The sequence below is a fragment of the Pseudomonas sp. GW821-FHT01E10 genome (genome assembly GCF_059422365.1).
Window position 1 is genome coordinate 127,805 of record NZ_JBWKWT010000008.1, and the last position, 20,382, is coordinate 148,186.

A 20,382-nucleotide genomic window follows, 5' to 3' on the forward strand; every position below is an offset into this window, starting at 1 on the left:
CATGTCGCTGCTGCAACTGACCGATACCCAGATCAGCACCTGGGTGGCGACGTTCATGTTGCCGCTGTTTCGCATCGGCTCGTTGCTGATGGTCATGCCGATTTTCGGCACGACGCTGGTGCCCAAACGCGTGCGTTTGTACTTCGCGCTGGCGATCACTGTGGTCATCGCACCGGGTCTGCCGCCCATGCCCGCGGTCAACGCGCTGGACTTGAGTGCGATGCTGCTGATTGCCGAGCAGATCATCATCGGTGCGGTTCTCGGTTTCTCCTTGCAACTGTTCTTCCAGGCGTTCGTGGTCGCCGGGCAAATTGTCGCGATCCAGATGGGCATGGGCTTCGCTTCGATGGTCGACCCTACGAACGGCGTGTCAGTGGCGGTGATCGGGCAGTTTTTCACCATGCTGGTGACGCTGTTGTTCATGTCGATGAACGGCCACTTGGTGGTGTTCGAAGTCCTCACTGAAAGCTTCACCACGCTGCCGGTCGGTGGCGGGTTGATGGTCAATCATTTCTGGGAGCTGGCCGGCAAGCTTGGTTGGGTGCTTGGTGCGGCGCTGTTGCTGGTGCTGCCGGCGATCACCGCGTTGCTGGTGGTCAACATTGCGTTTGGCGTGATGACCCGGGCGGCGCCGCAGCTGAACATCTTCTCGATCGGTTTCCCGCTGACCCTGGTACTTGGACTGTTCATCGTCTGGGTCGGCCTGGCGGACATTCTCAATCAGTATCAACCGCTGGCCGCCGAGGCCTTGCAGTTGTTACGCGAACTGGCACAGGCGCGCTGAGTCATGGCTGAGAGCGAAAGCGGTCAGGACAAAACAGAAGACCCCACGGAGAAACGCAAAAAGGACTCCCGTGAGAAGGGTGAGATTGCGCGCTCCAAGGAGCTCAACACCCTGGCGGTCATGCTCGCCGGCGCCGGTGGGCTGCTGATTTTTGGTGGCGCCCTGGCCCAGGATTTGATGGAGCTGATGCGCATGAACTTCTCGCTCTCGCGAGAGGTGATTCTGGATCAGCGCTCCATGGCGACTTATCTGCTGCATTCGGGACAGATCGCCTTGTTCGCGATTCAGCCGGTGATGATCACCTTGCTGCTGGCCGCGCTGATCGGCCCGATTTCCCTGGGGGGCTGGCTGTTTGCGGCTGGCTCCATGGCGCCCAAGTTCAGTCGCATGAATCCCGCCGCAGGGCTGAAACGAATGTTCTCGGTCAAGGCGCTGGTGGAGCTGCTCAAGGCTCTGGCGAAGTTTTTCATCGTGTTGTTCGTGGCGTTGGCGGTCTTGTCGTCGGACATCGACGATCTGCTGCGCATCGCTCATGAGCCGTTGGACATGGCGATCATTCACAGCCTGCAAGTGGTCGGCTGGAGCACGTTGTGGATGGCTTGCGGGCTGATCATCATCGCGGCGGTCGACGTGCCGGTGCAGCTCTGGGAAAGCCACAATAAGCTGCTGATGACCAAGCAGGAAGTGCGTGACGAGCACAAGGATCAGGAGGGGCGGCCGGAGGTCAAACAGCGCATTCGCCAGTTGCAGCGCGAGATGTCGCAGCGGCGAATGATGGCCGCGATCCCCGACGCCGATGTGGTCATCACCAACCCGACCCACTACGCCGTGGCGCTCAAGTACGATCCGGAGAAGGGTGGTGCGCCGATGCTGATCGCCAAGGGTAGCGACTTCCTGGCCTTGAAGATCCGCGAAATCGCCGTGGCCAACCAAGTGCAGTTACTCGAATCGCCCGCCCTGGCGCGTTCGATTTACTACTCCACGGAACTGGATCAGGAAATTCCAGGCGGGCTGTATCTGGCGGTGGCTCAGGTATTGGCGTACGTCTATCAGATCCGCCAGTACCGCGCGGGCAAGGGCAAACGTCCGGATCCGTTGAAGGATGATTTGCCGATTCCGCCGGATCTGCGGCGCGATTCCTGACTGGGTCTACGGTTCTGAAATCAAAAAGATCGCCGCCTTCGACAGCGCCTACGGGCGCTGATGCCGCCTATTGGCTTTTTCATTGCCGGGCTCTTTCGCGATACTGTTTTCCTGTTTCTTCCTGTCGTCCTGTTGCTTGGGCGCAACCAGATCGAAGCCTTTGGCGTCGTTGAATGACTTGACCGCTTTCTTGGGCATGATCGCTGCTCCGGCGCTTGGTATTACCAACGCTGATGATCACCATCCAATACCCATAAGGCCGTTTTGGCTACTATCAAAACTTACGGCTGTGCAGGTCTTTGGACGAATGGTGGGGCAGTGAACTTGAGCGATGTCATGTCCCGCCTCTGATCCACCTTGTTCGTAGCAGCTGCCGAGCTTGCGAGGCTGCGTTCGAGGACGCAGTCCTCGCACAGGATTTGCGACTGCTGCGCAGCCGAACGCAGCCTCGCGCAGCTCGGCAGCTGCTACCCCGGGCTCAACAAATCTATCTATTTCCCTCCTTGGCAAAAGTTGGAAGGCTTCTTGCAATAGCCGCCCTGCGCCTGCTTCAGGCGTCAAAAGTTTGCTTTAAAGGAACGGGGAAAACCGGTGGATCGCTCTCAGTTAATCAACAGTGCCCGCACAAACGTCGCCGACCTCAGTCGGGGCAATCTGGGCGTGCCGCTGTTGCTGCTGGTCATGCTGGCCATGATGATGTTGCCGGTGCCGCCGTTCCTGCTGGACGTGTTTTTCACCTTCAACATTGCCTTGTCCATCGTCGTGTTGCTGGTCTGCGTGTACGCCTTGCGGCCGCTGGATTTTGCGGTGTTCCCGACCATTCTGCTGGTGGCGACATTGCTGCGACTGGCGCTGAACGTGGCCTCCACGCGGGTGGTGATGCTCCACGGTCAGGACGGCCATGCCGCCGCCGGTAAGGTGATCCAGGCCTTCGGTGAAGTGGTGATCGGCGGTAACTACGTGGTCGGTATCGTGGTCTTCGCGATTTTGATGATCATCAACTTCGTCGTGGTAACCAAGGGCGCCGGGCGGATTTCCGAGGTGAGCGCGCGTTTCACCCTCGACGCGATGCCCGGTAAACAGATGGCGATCGACGCCGACTTGAACGCCGGCCTGATCGATCAGAACCAGGCGAAACTGCGCCGGATGGAAGTCGCCCAGGAGGCCGAGTTCTACGGTTCCATGGACGGTGCCAGCAAATTCGTGCGCGGTGATGCCATCGCCGGTCTGCTGATTCTGTTCATCAACCTGATCGGCGGCATGGCGGTGGGTATCTTCCAGCACGGCATGAGCTTTGGTGATGCCGGCAAGGTTTATGCGCTGTTGACCATCGGTGACGGTTTGGTGGCGCAATTGCCATCACTGCTGTTGTCGACCGCCGCCGCGATCATGGTGACCCGTGCTTCCGGCTCGGAAGACATGGGTAAACAAATCAATCGTCAGATGTTCGCCTCGCCGAAAGCCTTGGCGGTGGCCGCAGGCTTGATGGCGGTGATGGGCCTGGTGCCCGGCATGCCACACGTCTCCTTTCTGTCCATGGCAGCCCTGGCGGCCGGTGGCGCTTACCTGTTCTGGAAGAAGCAGAACGCGGTCAAGGTTCAGGCCCTGCAAGAGGTCAAGCGTCAGCAGGAGTTGCTGCCGTCACCGGCCCGGGCTCAGGAAACCAAGGAGCTTGGCTGGGATGACGTGACGCCGATCGACATGATTGGCCTGGAAGTGGGCTACCGCCTGATTCCGCTGGTGGATCGCAACCAGGGTGGGCAGTTGCTGGCGCGGATCAAGGGTGTGCGTAAAAAGCTCTCCCAGGACCTGGGCTTCCTGATGCCGACTGTGCATATCCGTGACAACCTCGACCTGGCGCCTAGCGCCTATCGCCTGACCCTGATGGGCGTGATCCTGGCTGAAGCGGAGATTTACCCGGAGCGCGAACTGGCGATCAACCCGGGTCAGGTCTACGGCACGCTCAATGGCATCACCGCCAAAGATCCGGCTTTTGGCCTGGAAGCGGTGTGGATCGAAATCAGCCAGCGTGCCCAGGCGCAATCCCTCGGTTACACCGTGGTCGATGCCAGTACGGTGGTGGCGACCCACTTGAACCAGATTCTGTACAAGCACTCCAGCGAACTGATCGGCCACGAAGAAGTCCAGCAACTCATGCAATTGCTGGCCAAAAGCTCACCGAAACTGGCCGAAGAGTTGGTGCCGGGGGTGGTTTCGCTGTCGCAACTGCTCAAAGTCTTGCAGGCGTTGCTGGCCGAACAGGTGCCGGTGCGGGACATCCGCAGCATCGCCGAAGCCATCGCGAACAACGCCGCCAAGAGTCAAGATACCGCCGCTTTGGTGGCCGCAGTGCGCGTCGGCGTATCCCGTGCAATCGTGCAAAGCATTGTAGGCACTGAGTCGGAGCTGCCTGTGATCACCTTGGAACCAAGGTTGGAACAAATATTGCTCAATAGTCTTCAGAAGGCAGGACAAGGCTCGGAAGAGGGCGTTCTGCTGGAGCCAAGCATGGCGGAAAAACTGCAACGCTCGTTGATCGATGCGGCGCAGCGTCAGGAAATGCAAGGTCAGCCGGTGATTCTGCTGGTGGCCGGTCCGGTTCGCGCGATGCTCTCGCGATTCGGTCGGCTGGCAGTGCCGGGTTTGCACGTGTTGGCTTACCAGGAAATTCCTGACAACAAGCAAGTGACCATCGTTGCGACAGTAGGGCCCAACGGCTGAGGTAGTGGTTTATGCAAGTTAAGCGTTTTTTCGCCGCCGATATGCGTCAGGCCATGAAACTGGTTCGTGATGAGCTGGGCGCTGATGCCGCCATCATTGGCAATCGCCGGATCGCCGGCGGTGTCGAGCTGACGGCTGCCCTGGATTACAAATTGTCGGCGCTGGCCCCGCGTGTTCCGAACATGGAACTCGAGGATGAGCTGCGCAAGACCCAGTCGCGGATCGTCACCGCCCAGGCCGAACTGAGCCTGCGCGGCGATGGCGAGAGCGACAAGACCACCAATCGCCAGTTGTTCGCCGGCCTGCCGTTGACCGCTGCCGAACCGCTGATCGAACCGGCGCTCGCCGAACCTCGGCGTCCGGCCCCCGCGCCTGCTGCGGCGACCGGTGTCGATCCGCGCGCATTCGATTCGATGCGTTTCGAGCTCAACAGCCTGCGTGAACTGATGGAAGTGCAGCTTGGCTCGCTGGCCTGGAATCAGCTGCAAGGCAGCCGTCCGGCCCAGGCCAACCTCTGGCGTCGCCTGCAACGCATCGGCCTGTCCGGCCCGTTGTCGCGCGATCTGCTGGCACTGATTACCGACATTGAAGAGCCTCGTCAGGCCTGGCGCATGCTGCTCGCGCACCTGGCGCGGATGATCGCTACCCCGGAAATCGAGCCGCTGGAAGAGGGTGGGGTGATTGCCATGGTCGGACCCGCCGGCATGGGCAAGACCACCACACTGGCCAAGCTCGCGGCCCGTTACGTGCTCAAGTACGGCGCGCAGAACATCGCGCTGGTGAGCATGGACAGCTATCGCATTGGTGCCCAGGAACAGCTCAAGACGCTGGGCCGGATCCTTAACGTGTCGGTGACCCACGTCGATCCAGGTCAATCCCTGGTGCAGGCGCTGGAGCCCTTGCTGCGCAAACGCGTGGTGCTGATCGATACCGCCGGCCTTCAGGCCAGCGATCCGGCACTGCGGATGCAGCTCGAAAGCCTGGCCGGGCGCGGCATCAAATCAAAAAATTATCTGGTCCTGGCAACCACCAGCCAGAAACAGGTTCTAACTGCCGCTTATCACAGTTACAAACGCTGCGGCCTCGCCGGCTGCATCCTGACTAAACTGGATGAAACGGCAAGTCTGGGCGAGGTGTTGAGCCTGGCGATCAGTCATGAGTTGCCGGTGGCTTACCTGACCGATGGTCCACGGATTCCGGATGATTTGCATCTGCCACGTCGTCATCAGTTGGTCAGCCGCGCCGTTAGCGTACAAATGCAGGAAGAACCCAGCGAAGAAGCCATGGCTGACATGTTCGCTGATATTTACCACAGCCCGACCAAGCAGGTTGGCTGAGGTGTTAATGAACATTTTTTGTACCTACATCGATGGTCTGCCATGCATTGTTCCGATGGTGAACGCGCAGCCAGTAATGTGGCCTCCGTCTAAGTAAGACAAGGTAAAGAAATAACATGGGCAGCATGCATCCCGTACAGGTGATCGCGGTGACCGGCGGCAAAGGTGGCGTCGGGAAGACTAACGTGTCAGTGAACTTGTCCCTGGCTCTAGCTGAGCTCGGCCGGCGCGTCATGCTGCTGGATGCCGATCTGGGGCTGGCGAACGTCGACGTTCTGTTGGGACTGACACCCAAACGCACGCTGGCCGACGTGATCGAAGGCCGCTGTGAGCTGCGCGACGTGCTGTTGCAAGGGCCTGGCGGTATCCGCATCGTCCCGGCCGCCTCCGGCACCCAGAGCATGGTTCATCTGAGCCCGGCCCAGCATGCCGGCCTGATCCAGGCGTTCAGTGATATCGGCGACAACCTCGACGTATTGGTGATCGACACCGCTGCGGGCATTGGTGACTCGGTAGTCAGCTTCGTGCGCGCCGCGCAGGAAGTCTTGCTGGTGGTGTGCGACGAACCGACCTCGATCACCGACGCCTACGCGCTGATCAAACTGCTTAACCGCGACTACGGCATGAACCGCTTCCGCGTCCTGGCCAACATGGCGCAGAGCCCGCAGGAAGGCCGCAACCTGTTCGCCAAGTTGACCAAGGTCACGGATCGCTTCCTCGACGTCGCCTTACAATACGTCGGCGCAGTGCCTTACGACGAAAGCGTACGCAAGGCCGTGCAGAAGCAACGCGCGGTGTATGAAGCCTTTCCGCGTTCCAAGTGCGCCCTGGCGTTCAAGGCCATTGCGCAGAAAGTCGATACCTGGCCACTGCCGGCCAACCCTCGTGGACATCTGGAGTTTTTCGTCGAGCGCCTCGTGCAACAAACTGCAGGACCCGTGCTATGACAGCCAGCGGTTACAACCTCTACAAGCAGTCGGCACGTGACGCGCAGTACGAGCTGATCGAGCGTTACGCGCCACTGGTCAAACGCATTGCCTACCACTTGCTGGCGCGTCTGCCGGCCAGTGTCCAGGTCGAAGACCTGATCCAGGCCGGGATGATCGGCCTGCTTGAAGTATCAACCAAATACGACGCCAGCAAAGGCGCGAGTTTCGAGACGTACGCGGGCATTCGAATCCGCGGCGCGATGCTCGATGAAGTGCGCAAGGGGGACTGGGCGCCACGTTCGGTCCACCGCAATACCCGCATGGTCAGCGACGCGATTCGCTCGATTGAAGCTAAAACCGGCCGTGACGCTAAAGATCACGAAGTTGCGGCCGAACTCCAATTGAGTCTCGACGATTATTACGGGATTTTGAACGACACCCTGGGCAGCCGGTTATTCAGTTTCGACGATCTGTTGCAGGACGGCGAACACGAAGGGCTGCATGAGGATGGCGCGAGTGCTCATCTCGAGCCGTCACGCGATCTGGAAGATGAACGCTTCCAGGCGGCGCTGGCGGACGCGATTGCCAATTTGCCGGAGCGTGAGCGACTGGTGTTGGCGCTGTACTACGACGAAGAGTTGAATCTCAAGGAAATCGGTGAGGTCCTGGGGGTCAGCGAGTCGCGGGTCAGCCAGTTACACAGCCAGTGCGCGGCCCGTTTGCGGGGGCGTTTGGGGGAGTGGCGAGCGCGCTGAAGGCAGTGTGGGGACACTGCGAATGGAGCTGGTGTGGTGTTGAACCGTACCGGTCTCGATCTGTTGTGCTCCAGACAGTCATTGAGTGCTTTGCCGGATTGATTGAAATGGCGCGTCCAGGTGCTGGGCGCGTTTAAGACTGCTTGGAGGTCGAATTGGACAAGAACATGAAAATCCTCATCGTTGATGACTTCTCAACGATGCGGCGGATCATAAAAAACCTGTTGCGTGACCTTGGGTTCACCAACACCGCCGAAGCCGATGACGGGCTGACCGGGTTGCCGATGCTGCAAAGCGGTAACTTCGATTTTCTGGTTACCGACTGGAACATGCCCGGTATGACCGGCATCGACCTGCTTCGTGCGGTGCGCGCCGATGAAAGGCTCAAGCACCTGCCGGTGCTGATGGTGACCGCCGAAGCCAAGCGCGAGCAAATCATCGAAGCGGCCCAGGCCGGTGTTAACGGCTATGTGGTCAAACCCTTCACAGCCCAGGCGTTGAAAGAAAAAATCGAGAAGATTTTCGAACGCATCGGCTGATGTACTGCGCACGGGGGAGCTATGGAGCATAACGAATCTTCACAGGGCGATTTTGAGTCGACCCTGAAAAAACACGCGGTCGAACTGGTCGACAGCCTTGAAAAAGGCAAGTTTGGCGACGCTGTGCAACTGATCCATGAGCTCAACCAGACCCGTGACCGCGGCCTGTATCAGGAAGTGGGCAAGCTCACCCGCGAGCTGCATAGCGCGATCGTCAATTTCCAGATTGACCCGCACATGCCGCAAGCCGAGGAAGTGTCTCAGATCACGGATGCCACCGAGCGCCTGTCCTATGTGGTCAAGCTGACCGAGGCCGCGGCCAACCGCACCATGGACCTGGTGGAAAACGCCACGCCGCTGATCAACAGCCTGAGCGATGAAGCCCAGGCGCTGAGCACGGATTGGGGACGGTTCATGCGTCGCGAAGTCGGGGCTGAAGAGTTCCGCGAACTGGCCCGGCGGGTCGATGGTTTCCTGACACGCAGCAGTGAAGACAACCGCGTCGTGTCGAGCAACCTCAACGACATTCTGCTGGCCCAGGATTACCAGGACCTCACCGGTCAGGTGATCAAGCGTGTGACCCAATTGGTCACCGAAGTTGAAAGCAATCTGCTCAAGCTCGTGCTCATGGCCAGTCACGTAGACCGCTTTGCGGGTATCGAACACGACCGTGAGGCGATGCTTGCTGAAAAAGATCCACAAAAACATCTCTCTCAGGGTGAAGGTCCGCAGATTCATGCCGATAAAAGAGAAGACGTTGTGTCCGGTCAGGACGATGTGGACGATTTGTTATCCAGTCTTGGATTTTAGTTTTCTGGGTTTTTAGACCTGTAGGAGCACCCCCTTAATGAGCTTCGGCGCCGATGAAGAGATCCTTCAGGATTTCCTGGTTGAGGCCGGCGAGATTCTAGAGCAACTGTCCGAGCAGCTGGTCGAGCTGGAAAGCCGACCTGATGATGCGGACTTGCTCAATGCAATTTTTCGCGGTTTTCACACTGTAAAAGGGGGCGCCGGCTTCCTCCAGCTCAACGAGCTGGTGGAGTGCTGTCACATCGCCGAGAACGTGTTCGACATCCTGCGCAAGGGTGAGCGTCGCGTCGACTCGGAACTGATGGACGTGGTTCTCGAAGCGCTGGACGCGGTGAACAGCATGTTCAGCGAAGTCCGCGAACGCAGCCCGATCACGGCTGCCACGCCTGAATTACTCGCGGCGCTGGCCCGTCTGGCCGAGCCGCAAATGGAAGCTGCACCGGCGCCGGTCGCTGAAGTGGTTGAAGCACCGGTCGCCGAAAGCGAATCGGGCGACATTACCGATAACGAATTCGAACAACTGCTGGACTCGCTGAACGCCGTCAAGGCCCAGGCCGAGGCGCCCGTAGCGGCTGCGCAGCCTGTTTCGCAGCCTGCCGCCGATGCAGCCGCCAGTGACGAAATCACCGATGCCGAGTTCGAGTCGTTGCTCGATCAATTGCACGGCAAAGGCCAGTTCGCCGCCGATGCAGTAGCCGCTGCGCCTGCTGCTCCGGCTGCTCCGAAAGCCGCCGGCGACAGCTCCGACATCACCGACGACGAGTTCGAAGCACTGCTCGACCAGTTGCACGGCAAAGGCAACTTTGCGGTCGATGCGCTGGAATCGGCAATCGCTTCGGCGCCAGCCCCGGCTGCGCCAACCGCCGCTGCGGCCGGTAGCGATCTGATCTCCGATCATGAATTCGAATCGCTGCTCGACGAATTGCATGGCAAGGGCAAGTTCACTGAAGTGGGCACTGCGTCTGCTGTTGCTTCGGTAGCGACTCCGGTTGCCAAGGCACCAGCACCTGTGGCCAAGGCACCCGAGCCAAAAGCCCCCGAGCCCAAAGCAGAAGCACCGAAGCCTGCTGCCGCCGCAGCGCCGGCTCCTGCTCGTGCCCCGGCCGCGCCGCCCGCGGAAAAGCCAACCAGCGAAGCCGAGACCACCGTGCGGGTCGACACCGCGCGTCTCGACGAAATCATGAACATGGTCGGCGAGCTGGTACTGGTTCGTAACCGCCTGGTTCGTCTGGGCCTCAACAGCGGCGACGAAGCCATGTCCAAGGCCGTGTCGAACCTCGACGTGGTCACGGCCGACCTGCAAACCGCGGTCATGAAGACCCGGATGCAACCAATCAAGAAAGTCTTCGGGCGCTTCCCGCGTCTGGTTCGCGACCTGGCTCGCCAGCTCAAGAAAGAGATCAACCTGGAACTGGTCGGCGAAGAAACCGACCTCGACAAGAACCTCGTCGAGGCCCTGGCCGACCCGTTGGTCCACTTGGTGCGCAACTCGGTCGACCACGGTATCGAAGAGCCGGCTGATCGCGAAGCGATGGGCAAGCCTCGCAGCGGCAAAGTGATTCTGTCCGCTGAACAGGAAGGCGACCACATCCTGCTGTCCATCTCCGATGACGGCAAGGGCATGGACGCTGACGTTTTGCGCGGTATCGCCGTGAAAAAAGGTTTGATGGACAAGGATGCGGCGGACCGTCTCAGCGAGTCCGATTGCTTCAACCTGATCTTCGCGCCGGGCTTCTCGACCAAGACCGAGATCTCCGACGTGTCCGGTCGTGGCGTGGGCATGGACGTGGTGAAAACCAAGATCGCCCAGCTCAACGGCACCATCAATATCTACTCGACCAAGGGCAAAGGCTCGAAGATCGTCATCAAGGTCCCGTTGACCCTGGCGATCATGCCGACGCTGATGGTCATGCTCGGCAACCAGGCGTTCGCGTTCCCGCTGGTGAACGTCAACGAGATCTTCCACCTCGACCTGTCGCGCACCAACGTGGTGGACGGCCAGGAAGTGGTGATCGTGCGGGACAAGGCGCTGCCCTTGTTCTACCTCAAGCGCTGGCTGGTCAGCTCCGCCGCTCACGAAGAGCAGCGCGAGGGCCATGTGGTGATCCTTTCGGTGGGCACTCAACGGATCGGCTTCGTCGTCGATCAGTTGGTGGGCCAGGAAGAAGTGGTCATCAAGCCATTGGGCAAAATGCTCCAGGGAACCCCGGGCATGTCCGGTGCCACCATCACCGGTGACGGCCGCATTGCTCTGATTCTCGATGTTCCGAGCATGCTCAAGCGTTACGCCGCACGGCGTATTTGATTCTGGGGGAGCGGGGCGCCAGAGCCTCGCCCCGTCTAACGGAGTGTTTATGGTAGTCAAAGTCCTGGTGGTGGACGATTCGGGGTTTTTCCGCCGCCGCGTCTCGGAAATTCTTGCAGCGGATTCAAACATCCAGGTCGTCGGTACGGCGACCAACGGAAAAGAGGCGATCGATCAGGCCCTGGCCCTCAAGCCAGACGTGATCACCATGGACTACGAGATGCCAATGATGGATGGCATCACGGCGGTGCGGCACATCATGCAGCGCTGCCCAACCCCGGTGTTGATGTTCTCCTCGCTGACCCACGAAGGCGCCCGGGTCACCCTCGATGCGCTGGACGCCGGCGCGGTGGACTTCCTGCCGAAGAATTTCGAAGACATCTCCCGTAACCCGGAGAAGGTCAAGCAACTGCTGTGCGAGAAGATTCTCAGCATCTCGCGCAGTAACCGTCGTGTCAGCGCCTACACCCCTCCGGCACCGGTCGCTGCGCCAGCCCCGACGCCTGCGCCTTCGAGCGTCGGCAGCTACGGCAGCAGCGCGCCTGCGCGTCCGGCACCGGCACCGATTGCGGCGCGCCCCCATGCAGCGGCTCCGTCATCTCCCGCGCCGAAACGCAAAGCCTACAAATTGGTCGCCATCGGTACCTCCACCGGTGGCCCGGTTGCGCTGCAACGGGTTCTGACACAGTTGCCGGCCAACTTCCCGGCACCCATCGTGTTGATCCAGCACATGCCGGCAGCCTTCACCAAGGCCTTCGCCGAGCGCCTGGACAAGCTGTGCCGCATCAGTGTCAAGGAAGCCGAGGATGGCGACATCCTGCGTCCGGGCCTGGCGCTGCTCGCACCCGGTGGCAAGCAGATGATGATCGATGGCCGTGGCGCGGTGAAAATCCTGCCGGGCGACGAGCGTCTGAACTACAAGCCGTGCGTGGACATTACCTTCGGTTCCGCGGCCAAGTCCTACGGCGACAAAGTTCTGGCGGTGGTACTGACCGGCATGGGCGCCGACGGTCGCGAAGGCGCGCGTCTGCTCAAGCAGGGTGGCAGTGCGATCTGGGCCCAGGATGAAGCCAGTTGTGTGATCTACGGCATGCCAATGGCCATCGTCAAAGCCGAACTCGCGGACGCGGTGTACAGCCTCGACGACATCGGTCGGCACCTGGTTGAGGCTTGCATCTGATGGATGTGCTCAGCCTTATCGGGATCATCATGGCGTTCGTCGCCATCATCGGCGGCAACTACCTTGAAGGCGGTCACCTCGGCGCACTGGCCAACGGCCCGGCGGCGTTGATCGTACTCGGTGGCACCATCGGTGCCGCGCTGCTGCAATCGCCGATGAGTGCCTTCAAGCGTGCCATCCAGATTCTCGCCTGGATTCTGTTTCCGCCTCGCGTGGACCTGGCCGGCGGCATTGATCGCGTGGTGAACTGGAGTCTGACCGCTCGCAAGGAAGGTTTGCTCGGGCTGGAAGGGGTGGCCGACGCCGAACCTGACAGCTACTCGCGTAAAGGCCTGCAATTGCTGGTCGACGGTGCCGAGCCGGAAGCGATCCGCAGCATTCTGGAAGTGGATTTCTACACCCAGGAAAGCCGCGACATCGAAGCCGCCAAAGTCTTTGAAAGCATGGGCGGCTACGCGCCGACCATCGGTATCATCGGTGCGGTGATGGGCCTGATTCACGTCATGGGCAACCTGGGCGACCCATCGCAACTGGGCAGTGGCATCGCCGTCGCCTTCGTCGCTACCATCTACGGCGTGGCCAGTGCCAACCTGGTGCTGTTGCCGATTGCCGCCAAGCTCAAGTCCATCGCGTTACGGCAGTCGCGCTATCGCGAAATGTTGCTGGAAGGGATCCTGTCGATCGCCGAAGGTGAAAACCCTCGCTCTATTGAGTTGAAGCTTCAGGGCTTCATGGATTGATGGGGGAAATGGATCATGGCTCGTCGCAGGCAACATGAAGAACATGTGAACCATGAACGTTGGCTGGTTTCCTACGCCGACTTCATCACCTTGCTGTTCGCGTTCTTCGTGGTGATGTACTCGATCTCGTCGATCAACGAAGGCAAGTACAAGATCATTTCCGAGGCGTTGATCGGGGTGTTTACCGACTCTGACCGCGCCCTCAAGCCGATACCCATCGGCGAAGAGCGACCGAAGACCGTGACCCCGGCCAAGCCATTGGTCAAGGACAGCGAGCAGATCGACGCCGGCATCGCCCAGGCCGCCAACGATCCACTCAAAAGCATCGCCGATGACATCAGCGCGGCGTTCGGCGACTTGATCAGTTCCAACCAGATGACCGTGCGCGGCAACGAGTTGTGGGTCGAGATCGAACTCAATTCCAGCCTGTTGTTCGGCAGCGGCGACGCCATGCCCAGCGACATTGCGTTCAACATCATCGACAAGGTCGCTGCGATCCTCCGGCCGTTCGACAACCCGATCCACGTCGAAGGTTTCACCGACGATCAACCGATCCGCACCGCGCAATACCCAACCAACTGGGAACTGTCCTCGGCCCGTTCGGCGAGCATCGTGCGGATGCTGGCGATGCAGGGCGTGAACCCTGGTCGCCTGGCATCGGTGGGTTATGGCGAATTCCAGCCAGTGGCCAACAACGCCACCGCCGAAGGCCGTGCGCGCAACCGTCGGGTGGTGCTGGTGGTGTCACGCAATCTTGATGTACGCCGTAGCCTCACCGGTACCGGAACGGCTCATGCACAACCGGATGCCGCATTGAAGCGGGCTGGCACACAAACTGCACCGACCCCGGTCAAGTCGCCGGGACGCGAGAGTGCCGTCAATTCTCCGTCACCCGCATTAATACGTTGAGCTATTTCTCGGTCGACGTTTTCGACCGGGAGGAACAATCCGAATGAGAGTCTGGGCAGTTGCCAATCAAAAGGGTGGTGTCGGTAAAACCACTTCCTCCATTGCTTTAGCCGGTTTACTGGCGGAGGCGGGCAAGCGCGTGGTTGTGGTCGATCTCGACCCCCACGGCTCCATGACCAGCTACTTCGGTTACGACCCCGACAGCCTGGAGCACAGCAGCTACGACCTGTTTCTGCACAAGGGCAACGTGCCGCAAGGCTTGCCCGGTCAGTTGTTGATGCCCACCAGCGACGAACGCATTTCCCTGTTGCCATCGAGCACCGCGCTGGCCACCCTTGAGCGCCAGTCGCCGGGCCAGAGCGGTTTGGGCCTGGTGATCGCCAAGAGTCTGGCGCAGTTGTGGCAAGACTTCGATTACGCCGTGATCGACAGCCCGCCGTTGCTCGGCGTGCTGATGGTCAATGCCTTGGCGGCCAGCCAGCAGTTGGTGATTCCGGTGCAGACCGAGCACCTGGCGGTCAAAGGCCTGGAACGCATGGTCAACACGCTGGCGATGATCAACCGCTCGCGCAAACTGGCGTTGCCGTTCAACATCGTGCCGACCCTGTTCGACCGCCGCACCCAGGCTTCGCTTGGCACTCTGCGCGTGCTGCGCGACAAGTACCCGGAAGAAATCTGGCAAGGCTACATCCCGATCGACACCCGCTTGCGTGACGCGAGCCGGGCAGGACTGACGCCGTCGCAATTCGATGGCAAGAGTCGCGGCGTTCTCGCCTACCGCGCACTGCTCAAGCATCTGTTGGCCCAGCAACTTGTTCCGCAGGTGGCTTGAGATGAGCCTGATTCCTACGATGGTATTCGCATGACCCGGCCGGTGAAGATCACCTCGCGCCCGCAATTGGCCCTTCAGTCTTATCTGGATGGCTTGCTGCAGGACGCGACCGAAGAGCTGTTGCCTGAAGTCGAGGCGCTGCCCGAGGTTGTCGAGGCTGAAGCTGCGCTGGACGAGTTCCAGGCGGCGGTGCTCGAAGAGCAGGCGCGCGATGCGCAGAAGCCGGCAGTGGTCGCGGCCCCCGTTGTTGCGCCAGTGGCGAAGGCACCGGTGGCCGTGATCGAAGCGCCGGCACCGATTCTGGCGTCCGTGTCGACGATTGCGCCGTTGCTGCAAGCGTTGGTGCCGCCGGTGGTGGAAGTTCATCTGCCGCCGAGCAACACGCCGCCTCCGGTGGAAAATGACGATCGTCCGGCCTGGGCGGCCGAGCCGTTCGAATGCCTGTTGTTCGATGTCGCCGGGTTGACCCTCGCGGTGCCGCTGGTGTGCCTGGGTTCGATTTATTCCCTGGCCGGCCACGAGCTGACGCCGTTGTTCGGTCAGCCGGAATGGTTCCTCGGGATCCTGCCAAGCCAGGCCGGCAACCTGAAGGTGCTGGATACCGCACGCTGGGTCATGCCGGACCGCTACCGCGACGATTTCCGCCAGGGCCTGCAATACGTTATTTCAGTTCAGGGCTATGAGTGGGGGCTGGCGGTGCATCAGGTCAGCCGCTCGTTGCGCCTGGACCCGAATGAAATCAAATGGAGAAGTCACCGGGGGCAGCGGCCATGGCTCGCCGGCACGGTGATTGAACACATGTGCGCTTTGCTCGATGTCGCCGCACTGGCCGAATTGATCGCCAGCGGCGGGGCGAAGCACATGGGCGGCAGTAAGCCGAACCACAAACCGACATAAAAAACACGCATCGGCATTCAAGTGCCGGTGCACTGAATACACACCGCTAGGGCGGTTTTTCGAGGGGTCAGGGTATGAATGACAAGGCGACGGCGGCAAAAGGTTCCGAAGATCCGATCCTGCAATGGGTCACCTTCAAGCTGGACAATGAAACCTACGGCATTAACGTGATGCGCGTTCAGGAAGTCCTGCGCTACACCGAAATCGCTCCGGTACCGGGTGCCCCGAGCTACGTGCTGGGTATCATCAACCTGCGCGGCAACGTGGTCACCGTGATCGACACCCGTCAGCGTTTCGGCCTGGGCACGGTCGACGTCAGTGACAACACCCGCATCGTCATCATCGAAGCCGACAAGCAAGTGGTCGGGATCATGGTCGACAGCGTGGCTGAAGTGGTTTATCTGCGTCAGTCGGAAATCGAGACCGCACCGAACGTCGGTAACGAAGAGTCCGCCAAGTTCATTCAAGGCGTGTGCAACAAGAACAATGAACTGCTGATCCTGGTCGAGCTGGACAAGATGATGAGCGAAGAAGAATGGTCGGAACTGGAGAGTATCTGATTGATTCTTGAGGTGGCTGTGATTGTCCTGTTCCTTTTGTGGGCGGGCACGCTGGCGATGTTCCTGGCGTACATCCGCGCTCAAAGGCAGGTCGCCGCACAACAGGCTCAGGGCGATGCGCTGCGCGATCAGCGCATCAAGGACCTGGCCAAGCGCGTCGACGACTACCAGAACGGCAACGTGCGCATGGGTGAAGACCTGCACGAACTGCGCGCGGTGGTCGGGCCGTTGCCGGACAAGCTGGCGCAGTTGGAGCAGCGTGATCCGTCGAGCCTTTCATTCGCCCAGGCCGCGCGCCTGGTGGGGATGGGGGCCAGCGTCGATGAGCTGACTCAGTCTTGCGGCTTGACCCAGGCTGAGGCGGAGTTGATGAGCAAGTTGCATAGAAACTGAGAAGAGCAAAAGATCGCAGCCTCGTTTCACTCGACAGCTCCTACATTGGGATGGTGTACGCCCTGTAGGAGCTGTCGAGTGAAACGGGGCTGCGATCTTTTTACATTCAACAAAGATTCAATAATCATCCCCGCGCTCGGTGACGTCCTTCTCCACCGTCACCGCATGCGGATCATGCCCCGCCGGAAACTTGCCTTTCAGATTCCAGGCAAACGCAATGATCTCGGCAATCGTGCGGTACAACTCCTCGGGAATACTCTCGCCCAATTCCATCCGCGCCAGCAGTTTCACCAGTTCGGCGTTCTCGTAAATCGGCACTTCGTAGTCACGGGCAATCCGTAGAATTTCTTCAGCCAGTTCTTCGTCACCTTTGGCCGTAAGGGTAGGGGCGTGGCTGCCGTCGTATTTGAGGGCGATGGCCTGGCGCGGTGCGGTGGATTCGTTCATGCGGTTTCGTCGACCCAGCGTTGTTCGAGACGGGTTTGAGGGCCTTGTGGCGGTGTGCCGAGGTGGCAATCCAGATCGCCGACGTTCAGCCCCGAATCCAGCAGGCGCTGGCGCAGCGCGGCCAGATTGCTTTCGATCAGGCTCGCAGTGTACGGCCGTTCGGCCCACAGCTGACTGGAGAGGCTGCCTTTGATCAGTTGGGCCTGAATCTGCAACGGCCCCAACGGTTCCATGTCGAATGCCAGCTCGACGCGCCATAGCGGTTGCTTGGGTTCGCGTTCGTCGCGGCGTTCGCGCGGTTGTTCTTTTTCGGGGGCTTCTTCGCGCTGGAATTTGACCTGCAACGGCACGATGTCCTGCAGGTTGCGCATGGGGATTTCCAGTTGCCAGGTGCTCATCAACCGCCCGTCACTGGTGACGCCAGTCTGCTCAAGGCTCGACAGCTGATGACTTTGCAAACGTGAAACCGCCGCCGCAGCCAGGCGCAGCAGGTGCTCGAGATCATCTTCGCCTTCCGCGCTTTGCAACAGGCGCTCGGGCAGTGGGAAGCTGGTCGGCGACGGTTTGGCACTGACTTGCCCGAGCATGCCGAGGGCATTGCGCACAAAACTCGGCATGGCCTGGGCCAGGGTGTTGGCGGCGATGATTGCGTTGAGATTGGTGTTGGCCGGCAGGCCCGGCGTCAGTTGGGCGATCAGCTTGAGCAGGTCGCCTTTCATGTCTGGCACCAGCGTCGGGTTTTGTCCGGTCAGCAATTTGGCTTCGAGGAACAGGCCACTGTTGGCCAGCGCCTGGGCCAGGCCTTTGGGCGTACTCAATTGTTGGACGTCCGGCAGGCCGGCGAGCAATTTGTCCACGGCAGCGCGCAGGTCGCTGGAGGTTTGATCCGACGGCGGCAGGTTTTGCAGGACCTTGATCAAGCCATCCAGAGAACCCTGGCGACTTTGCTGGCTGACCAATTGTTGCGTCACCGCCAACTGTTCCTGACGGCTGCTCAGCGGCACGAATTTGAGTGTCTGGGTGTCCTGCACCAAGGCGCTCAGCAAGCTGCCGATGCGCAGCGGCGTCGGGCTGTCGATGCTCAGCGTGCTGCCGCTCAGCGCGGTGTTGAGCAGGCTCACCATCGAGCGAAACACCGTCGGCTGGCCCGGCACCTGCGGCATCACCTGAGAGGTCAGCACTTTGCCTTGCAGCAGGGTGCCGACCGGCAGTTGCGCCGTGTCGATACGGGTAAGGGTGGCGACGCTGGAGGCGATGGCCTGTTGCACCGTGACTGCCAGATTGCCCGCCGACGGTTGGGTAACCGTCAGGCTGGCGCCCTGGGGCAAAGGCTGAGTGCTGGTGGCCTGGACAGTGGTCTGGCGGCCGCTGTCGAGAGTGACCTTGAGCAACAGTTGAAAGGTCTGATCCGCCTGCTTGAGTGACAGCACTTCAGCCTTGGCGGTCTGACCGGCCGTGATCAGGCCCTCCATCGGCGTCAGCAGATTGAGCAACTCGCTGCTGATCACCAATGGACGCGAAGTCGCCGGGTTGGTTGGCGGGAGCGGGAGGATGTTCATTTCGCCTGTCATACGCGGACACAACCTGAGGAAATTGCACTCTTGAGAGTAGGGAACGCCATGTATAATGCCGCCCGTCTTTCGCTGAGTGGCGAAAACTTTGCAATTGATTGACGCAGCTCTCTAGAACAAGCCGTCATAGCATCTATGCTGCATCTCTTTAACGGCCGCGCCAGAGCCGACTTGAACCGCATAAGGCCCGTGAACCCTTGACCAGTCCTGTCCTGCAAACCGTTGCCCTTGCCTGTGAGCGAGACCTTCGGCTGCTTTTCGAAAATCTCGAATTGCGACTGGCCAGTGGCGAAATGTTACAGATCAGCGGCCCCAACGGCAGTGGCAAGACCAGCCTGTTACGTCTGCTTTGTGGCTTGATGCACCCGACCGCCGGTCAAGTGTTGCTCAACGGCCAGCCACTGAGCGAACAACGCAGCGAACTGGCGCGCAACCTGCTGTGGATCGGCCATGCCGCTGGCATCAAGGACCTGCTGACCCCCGAAGAAAACCTCAGCTGGCTCTGCGCCTTGCATCAACCGGCCTCCCATGAGGCGATCTGGCAAGCACTGGCGGCGGTGGGGCTGCGCGGTTTCGAGGATGTTCCCTGTCACACCCTGTCTGCCGGCCAGCAACGTCGTGTGGCGTTGGCGCGGTTGTACCTGGACAGCCCGCCGCTGTGGATCCTCGACGAGCCATTCACCGCGCTCGACAAACAAGGCGTGGCGCAACTCGAAGAACACCTGGCCGCGCACTGCGAGCGCGGCGGCATGGTGGTGCTGACCACTCACCACACGCTGAGCCGGATGCCGGCCGGTTATCGCGACATTGATTTGGGGAATTGGGCCGTATGAGTGTTTTCGGCCTGTTGGTCGCCCGTGAGGCTCGTTTGCTGTTCCGCCGTCCCGCCGAATTGGCGAACCCGTTGGTATTTTTCGCCATCGTCGTCTCCTTGTTCCCGCTGGCGGTTGGTCCCGAGACTCAATTGTTGCAAACCTTGTCTCCGGGGCTGGTCTGGGTGGCGGCGCTTTTATCGGTTTTACTCTCGCTGGACGGGCTCTTCCGCAGTGATTTCGAAGATGGATCCCTTGAACAGTGGGTCCTTTCGTCGCACCCCCTGCCTCTTCTGGTGCTGGCCAAGGTGCTGGCACACTGGGCCTTTTCCGGCCTGGCACTGGTTTTGCTCGCGCCATTGCTGGCGCTGATGCTCGGTTTGCCTGCCGCTTGTCTGCCGGTGTTGCTGCTTTCTTTATTGCTCGGTACACCGGTGTTGAGCCTGCTCGGTGCGGTGGGCGCGGCGCTGACGGTAGGATTGAAGCGTGGTGGCCTGTTGCTGGCGCTGCTGATTCTGCCGCTGTATATCCCGGTGTTGATTCTCGGCAGTGGCGCCTTGCAGGCGGCATTGCAGGGCATGCCGGCGACCGGTTATCTCTTGTGGCTTGGTAGCCTGACCGCCCTGGCGATAACCCTGGCACCTTTTGCAATAGCTGCTGGCCTGAAGATCAGTGTCGGCGAATAATGAGGTCTGGTTAAAATTTAACCAGTAAAGAC

At 60.3% G+C, this 20,382-nt stretch carries 21 protein-coding genes; 18 read left to right on the plus strand and 3 right to left on the minus strand.

Features of this window, described 5'->3' with window-relative positions:
- Position 1: 1 nt before the first annotated feature.
- Positions 2-784 carry a flagellar biosynthetic protein FliR gene (gene fliR, locus AC07V0_RS16415; RefSeq protein ID WP_086945861.1) on the plus strand — a complete coding sequence of 261 codons (783 nt, stop codon included), beginning with the start codon at positions 2-4 and terminating at the stop codon, positions 782-784.
- Between the two features lie 3 nt (positions 785-787).
- Entirely contained in the window at positions 788-1,927 is a 1,140-nt protein-coding gene (flhB, locus tag AC07V0_RS16420; RefSeq protein ID WP_086945860.1) for a flagellar biosynthesis protein FlhB, read from the plus strand.
- A gap of 48 nt (positions 1,928-1,975) precedes the next feature.
- Here the strand turns inward: flhB and AC07V0_RS16425 are convergent, their stop codons facing one another.
- Positions 1,976-2,125 (minus strand): hypothetical protein, encoded by a 150-nt coding sequence (locus AC07V0_RS16425; RefSeq protein WP_019648112.1) that lies wholly within the window; start codon positions 2,123-2,125, stop codon positions 1,976-1,978.
- Between the two features lie 393 nt (positions 2,126-2,518).
- Between AC07V0_RS16425 and flhA the strand changes: the two genes are divergently transcribed.
- The 14 genes from flhA to AC07V0_RS16495 all read left to right on the plus strand — a co-directional run bounded on the left by flhA (position 2,519) and on the right by AC07V0_RS16495 (position 16,834).
- Positions 2,519-4,648: a flagellar biosynthesis protein FlhA gene (gene flhA / locus AC07V0_RS16430; RefSeq protein ID WP_007938653.1), complete on the plus strand. Its 2,130-nt coding sequence runs from the start codon at positions 2,519-2,521 to the stop codon at positions 4,646-4,648.
- Between the two features lie 11 nt (positions 4,649-4,659).
- On the plus strand, positions 4,660-5,985 hold the full coding sequence (gene flhF, locus AC07V0_RS16435; RefSeq protein WP_064619461.1) for a flagellar biosynthesis GTPase FlhF: 1,326 nt from the start codon (positions 4,660-4,662) through the stop codon (positions 5,983-5,985).
- Positions 5,986-6,101: 116 nt separating this feature from the next.
- Positions 6,102-6,932 carry a flagellar synthesis regulator FleN gene (gene fleN, locus AC07V0_RS16440; protein ID WP_003222917.1) on the plus strand — a complete coding sequence of 277 codons (831 nt, stop codon included), beginning with the start codon at positions 6,102-6,104 and terminating at the stop codon, positions 6,930-6,932.
- Positions 6,929-7,669, plus strand: a complete 741-nt coding sequence (fliA, locus tag AC07V0_RS16445; RefSeq protein ID WP_018925059.1) for an RNA polymerase sigma factor FliA — start codon at positions 6,929-6,931, stop codon at positions 7,667-7,669. The genes fleN and fliA overlap by 4 nt, the downstream gene beginning before the upstream one ends.
- Positions 7,670-7,836: 167 nt before the next feature.
- Positions 7,837-8,208, plus strand: coding sequence for a chemotaxis response regulator CheY (locus AC07V0_RS16450; RefSeq protein WP_167331167.1), 372 nt, complete (start codon positions 7,837-7,839; stop codon positions 8,206-8,208).
- Positions 8,209-8,229: 21 nt separating this feature from the next.
- Positions 8,230-9,018 carry a protein phosphatase CheZ gene (locus AC07V0_RS16455; RefSeq protein WP_018925061.1) on the plus strand — a complete coding sequence of 263 codons (789 nt, stop codon included), beginning with the start codon at positions 8,230-8,232 and terminating at the stop codon, positions 9,016-9,018.
- 37 nt (positions 9,019-9,055) lie between these two features.
- Positions 9,056-11,323 carry a chemotaxis protein CheA gene (locus AC07V0_RS16460; RefSeq protein WP_086945859.1) on the plus strand — a complete coding sequence of 756 codons (2,268 nt, stop codon included), beginning with the start codon at positions 9,056-9,058 and terminating at the stop codon, positions 11,321-11,323.
- A gap of 49 nt (positions 11,324-11,372) precedes the next feature.
- On the plus strand, positions 11,373-12,503 hold the full coding sequence (locus AC07V0_RS16465) for a protein-glutamate methylesterase/protein-glutamine glutaminase (RefSeq protein ID WP_018925063.1): 1,131 nt from the start codon (positions 11,373-11,375) through the stop codon (positions 12,501-12,503).
- Positions 12,503-13,243 (plus strand): flagellar motor protein, encoded by a 741-nt coding sequence (locus AC07V0_RS16470; RefSeq protein ID WP_018925064.1) that lies wholly within the window; start codon positions 12,503-12,505, stop codon positions 13,241-13,243. The genes AC07V0_RS16465 and AC07V0_RS16470 overlap by 1 nt, the downstream gene beginning before the upstream one ends.
- Positions 13,244-13,258: 15 nt before the next feature.
- Positions 13,259-14,152, plus strand: coding sequence for a flagellar motor protein MotD (gene motD, locus AC07V0_RS16475; protein WP_018925065.1), 894 nt, complete (start codon positions 13,259-13,261; stop codon positions 14,150-14,152).
- A 43-nt stretch (positions 14,153-14,195) separates the two neighbouring features.
- Positions 14,196-14,984 carry a ParA family protein gene (locus AC07V0_RS16480; RefSeq protein ID WP_018925066.1) on the plus strand — a complete coding sequence of 263 codons (789 nt, stop codon included), beginning with the start codon at positions 14,196-14,198 and terminating at the stop codon, positions 14,982-14,984.
- Between the two features lie 30 nt (positions 14,985-15,014).
- Complete coding sequence (locus tag AC07V0_RS16485) at positions 15,015-15,881, plus strand: CheW domain-containing protein (RefSeq protein WP_064619453.1); 867 nt, start codon at positions 15,015-15,017, stop codon at positions 15,879-15,881.
- A gap of 74 nt (positions 15,882-15,955) precedes the next feature.
- Complete coding sequence (locus tag AC07V0_RS16490; RefSeq protein ID WP_007938663.1) at positions 15,956-16,441, plus strand: chemotaxis protein CheW; 486 nt, start codon at positions 15,956-15,958, stop codon at positions 16,439-16,441.
- Positions 16,442-16,834, plus strand: a complete 393-nt coding sequence (locus AC07V0_RS16495) for a DUF2802 domain-containing protein (RefSeq protein ID WP_018925068.1) — start codon at positions 16,442-16,444, stop codon at positions 16,832-16,834.
- A gap of 117 nt (positions 16,835-16,951) precedes the next feature.
- Here AC07V0_RS16495 and AC07V0_RS16500 read toward each other — a convergent pair whose 3' ends face one another.
- Positions 16,952-17,281 carry an EscU/YscU/HrcU family type III secretion system export apparatus switch protein gene (locus AC07V0_RS16500; RefSeq protein WP_018925069.1) on the minus strand — a complete coding sequence of 110 codons (330 nt, stop codon included), beginning with the start codon at positions 17,279-17,281 and terminating at the stop codon, positions 16,952-16,954.
- The gene (fliK, locus tag AC07V0_RS16505; protein ID WP_086945858.1) at positions 17,278-18,852 is read right to left on the minus strand and encodes a flagellar hook-length control protein FliK; all 1,575 of its coding nucleotides are present in this window, start codon (positions 18,850-18,852) and stop codon (positions 17,278-17,280) included. Before fliK ends, AC07V0_RS16500 begins: the two co-directional genes overlap by 4 nt.
- Before the next feature lie 197 nt (positions 18,853-19,049).
- On the opposite strand from fliK, the gene ccmA reads away from it, so the two are divergent.
- The gene (gene ccmA, locus AC07V0_RS16510; RefSeq protein ID WP_028940002.1) at positions 19,050-19,685 is read left to right on the plus strand and encodes a cytochrome c biogenesis heme-transporting ATPase CcmA; all 636 of its coding nucleotides are present in this window, start codon (positions 19,050-19,052) and stop codon (positions 19,683-19,685) included.
- Complete coding sequence (gene ccmB / locus AC07V0_RS16515) at positions 19,682-20,350, plus strand: heme exporter protein CcmB (protein WP_007939195.1); 669 nt, start codon at positions 19,682-19,684, stop codon at positions 20,348-20,350. Before ccmA ends, ccmB begins: the two co-directional genes overlap by 4 nt.
- Positions 20,351-20,382 lie beyond the last annotated feature (32 nt).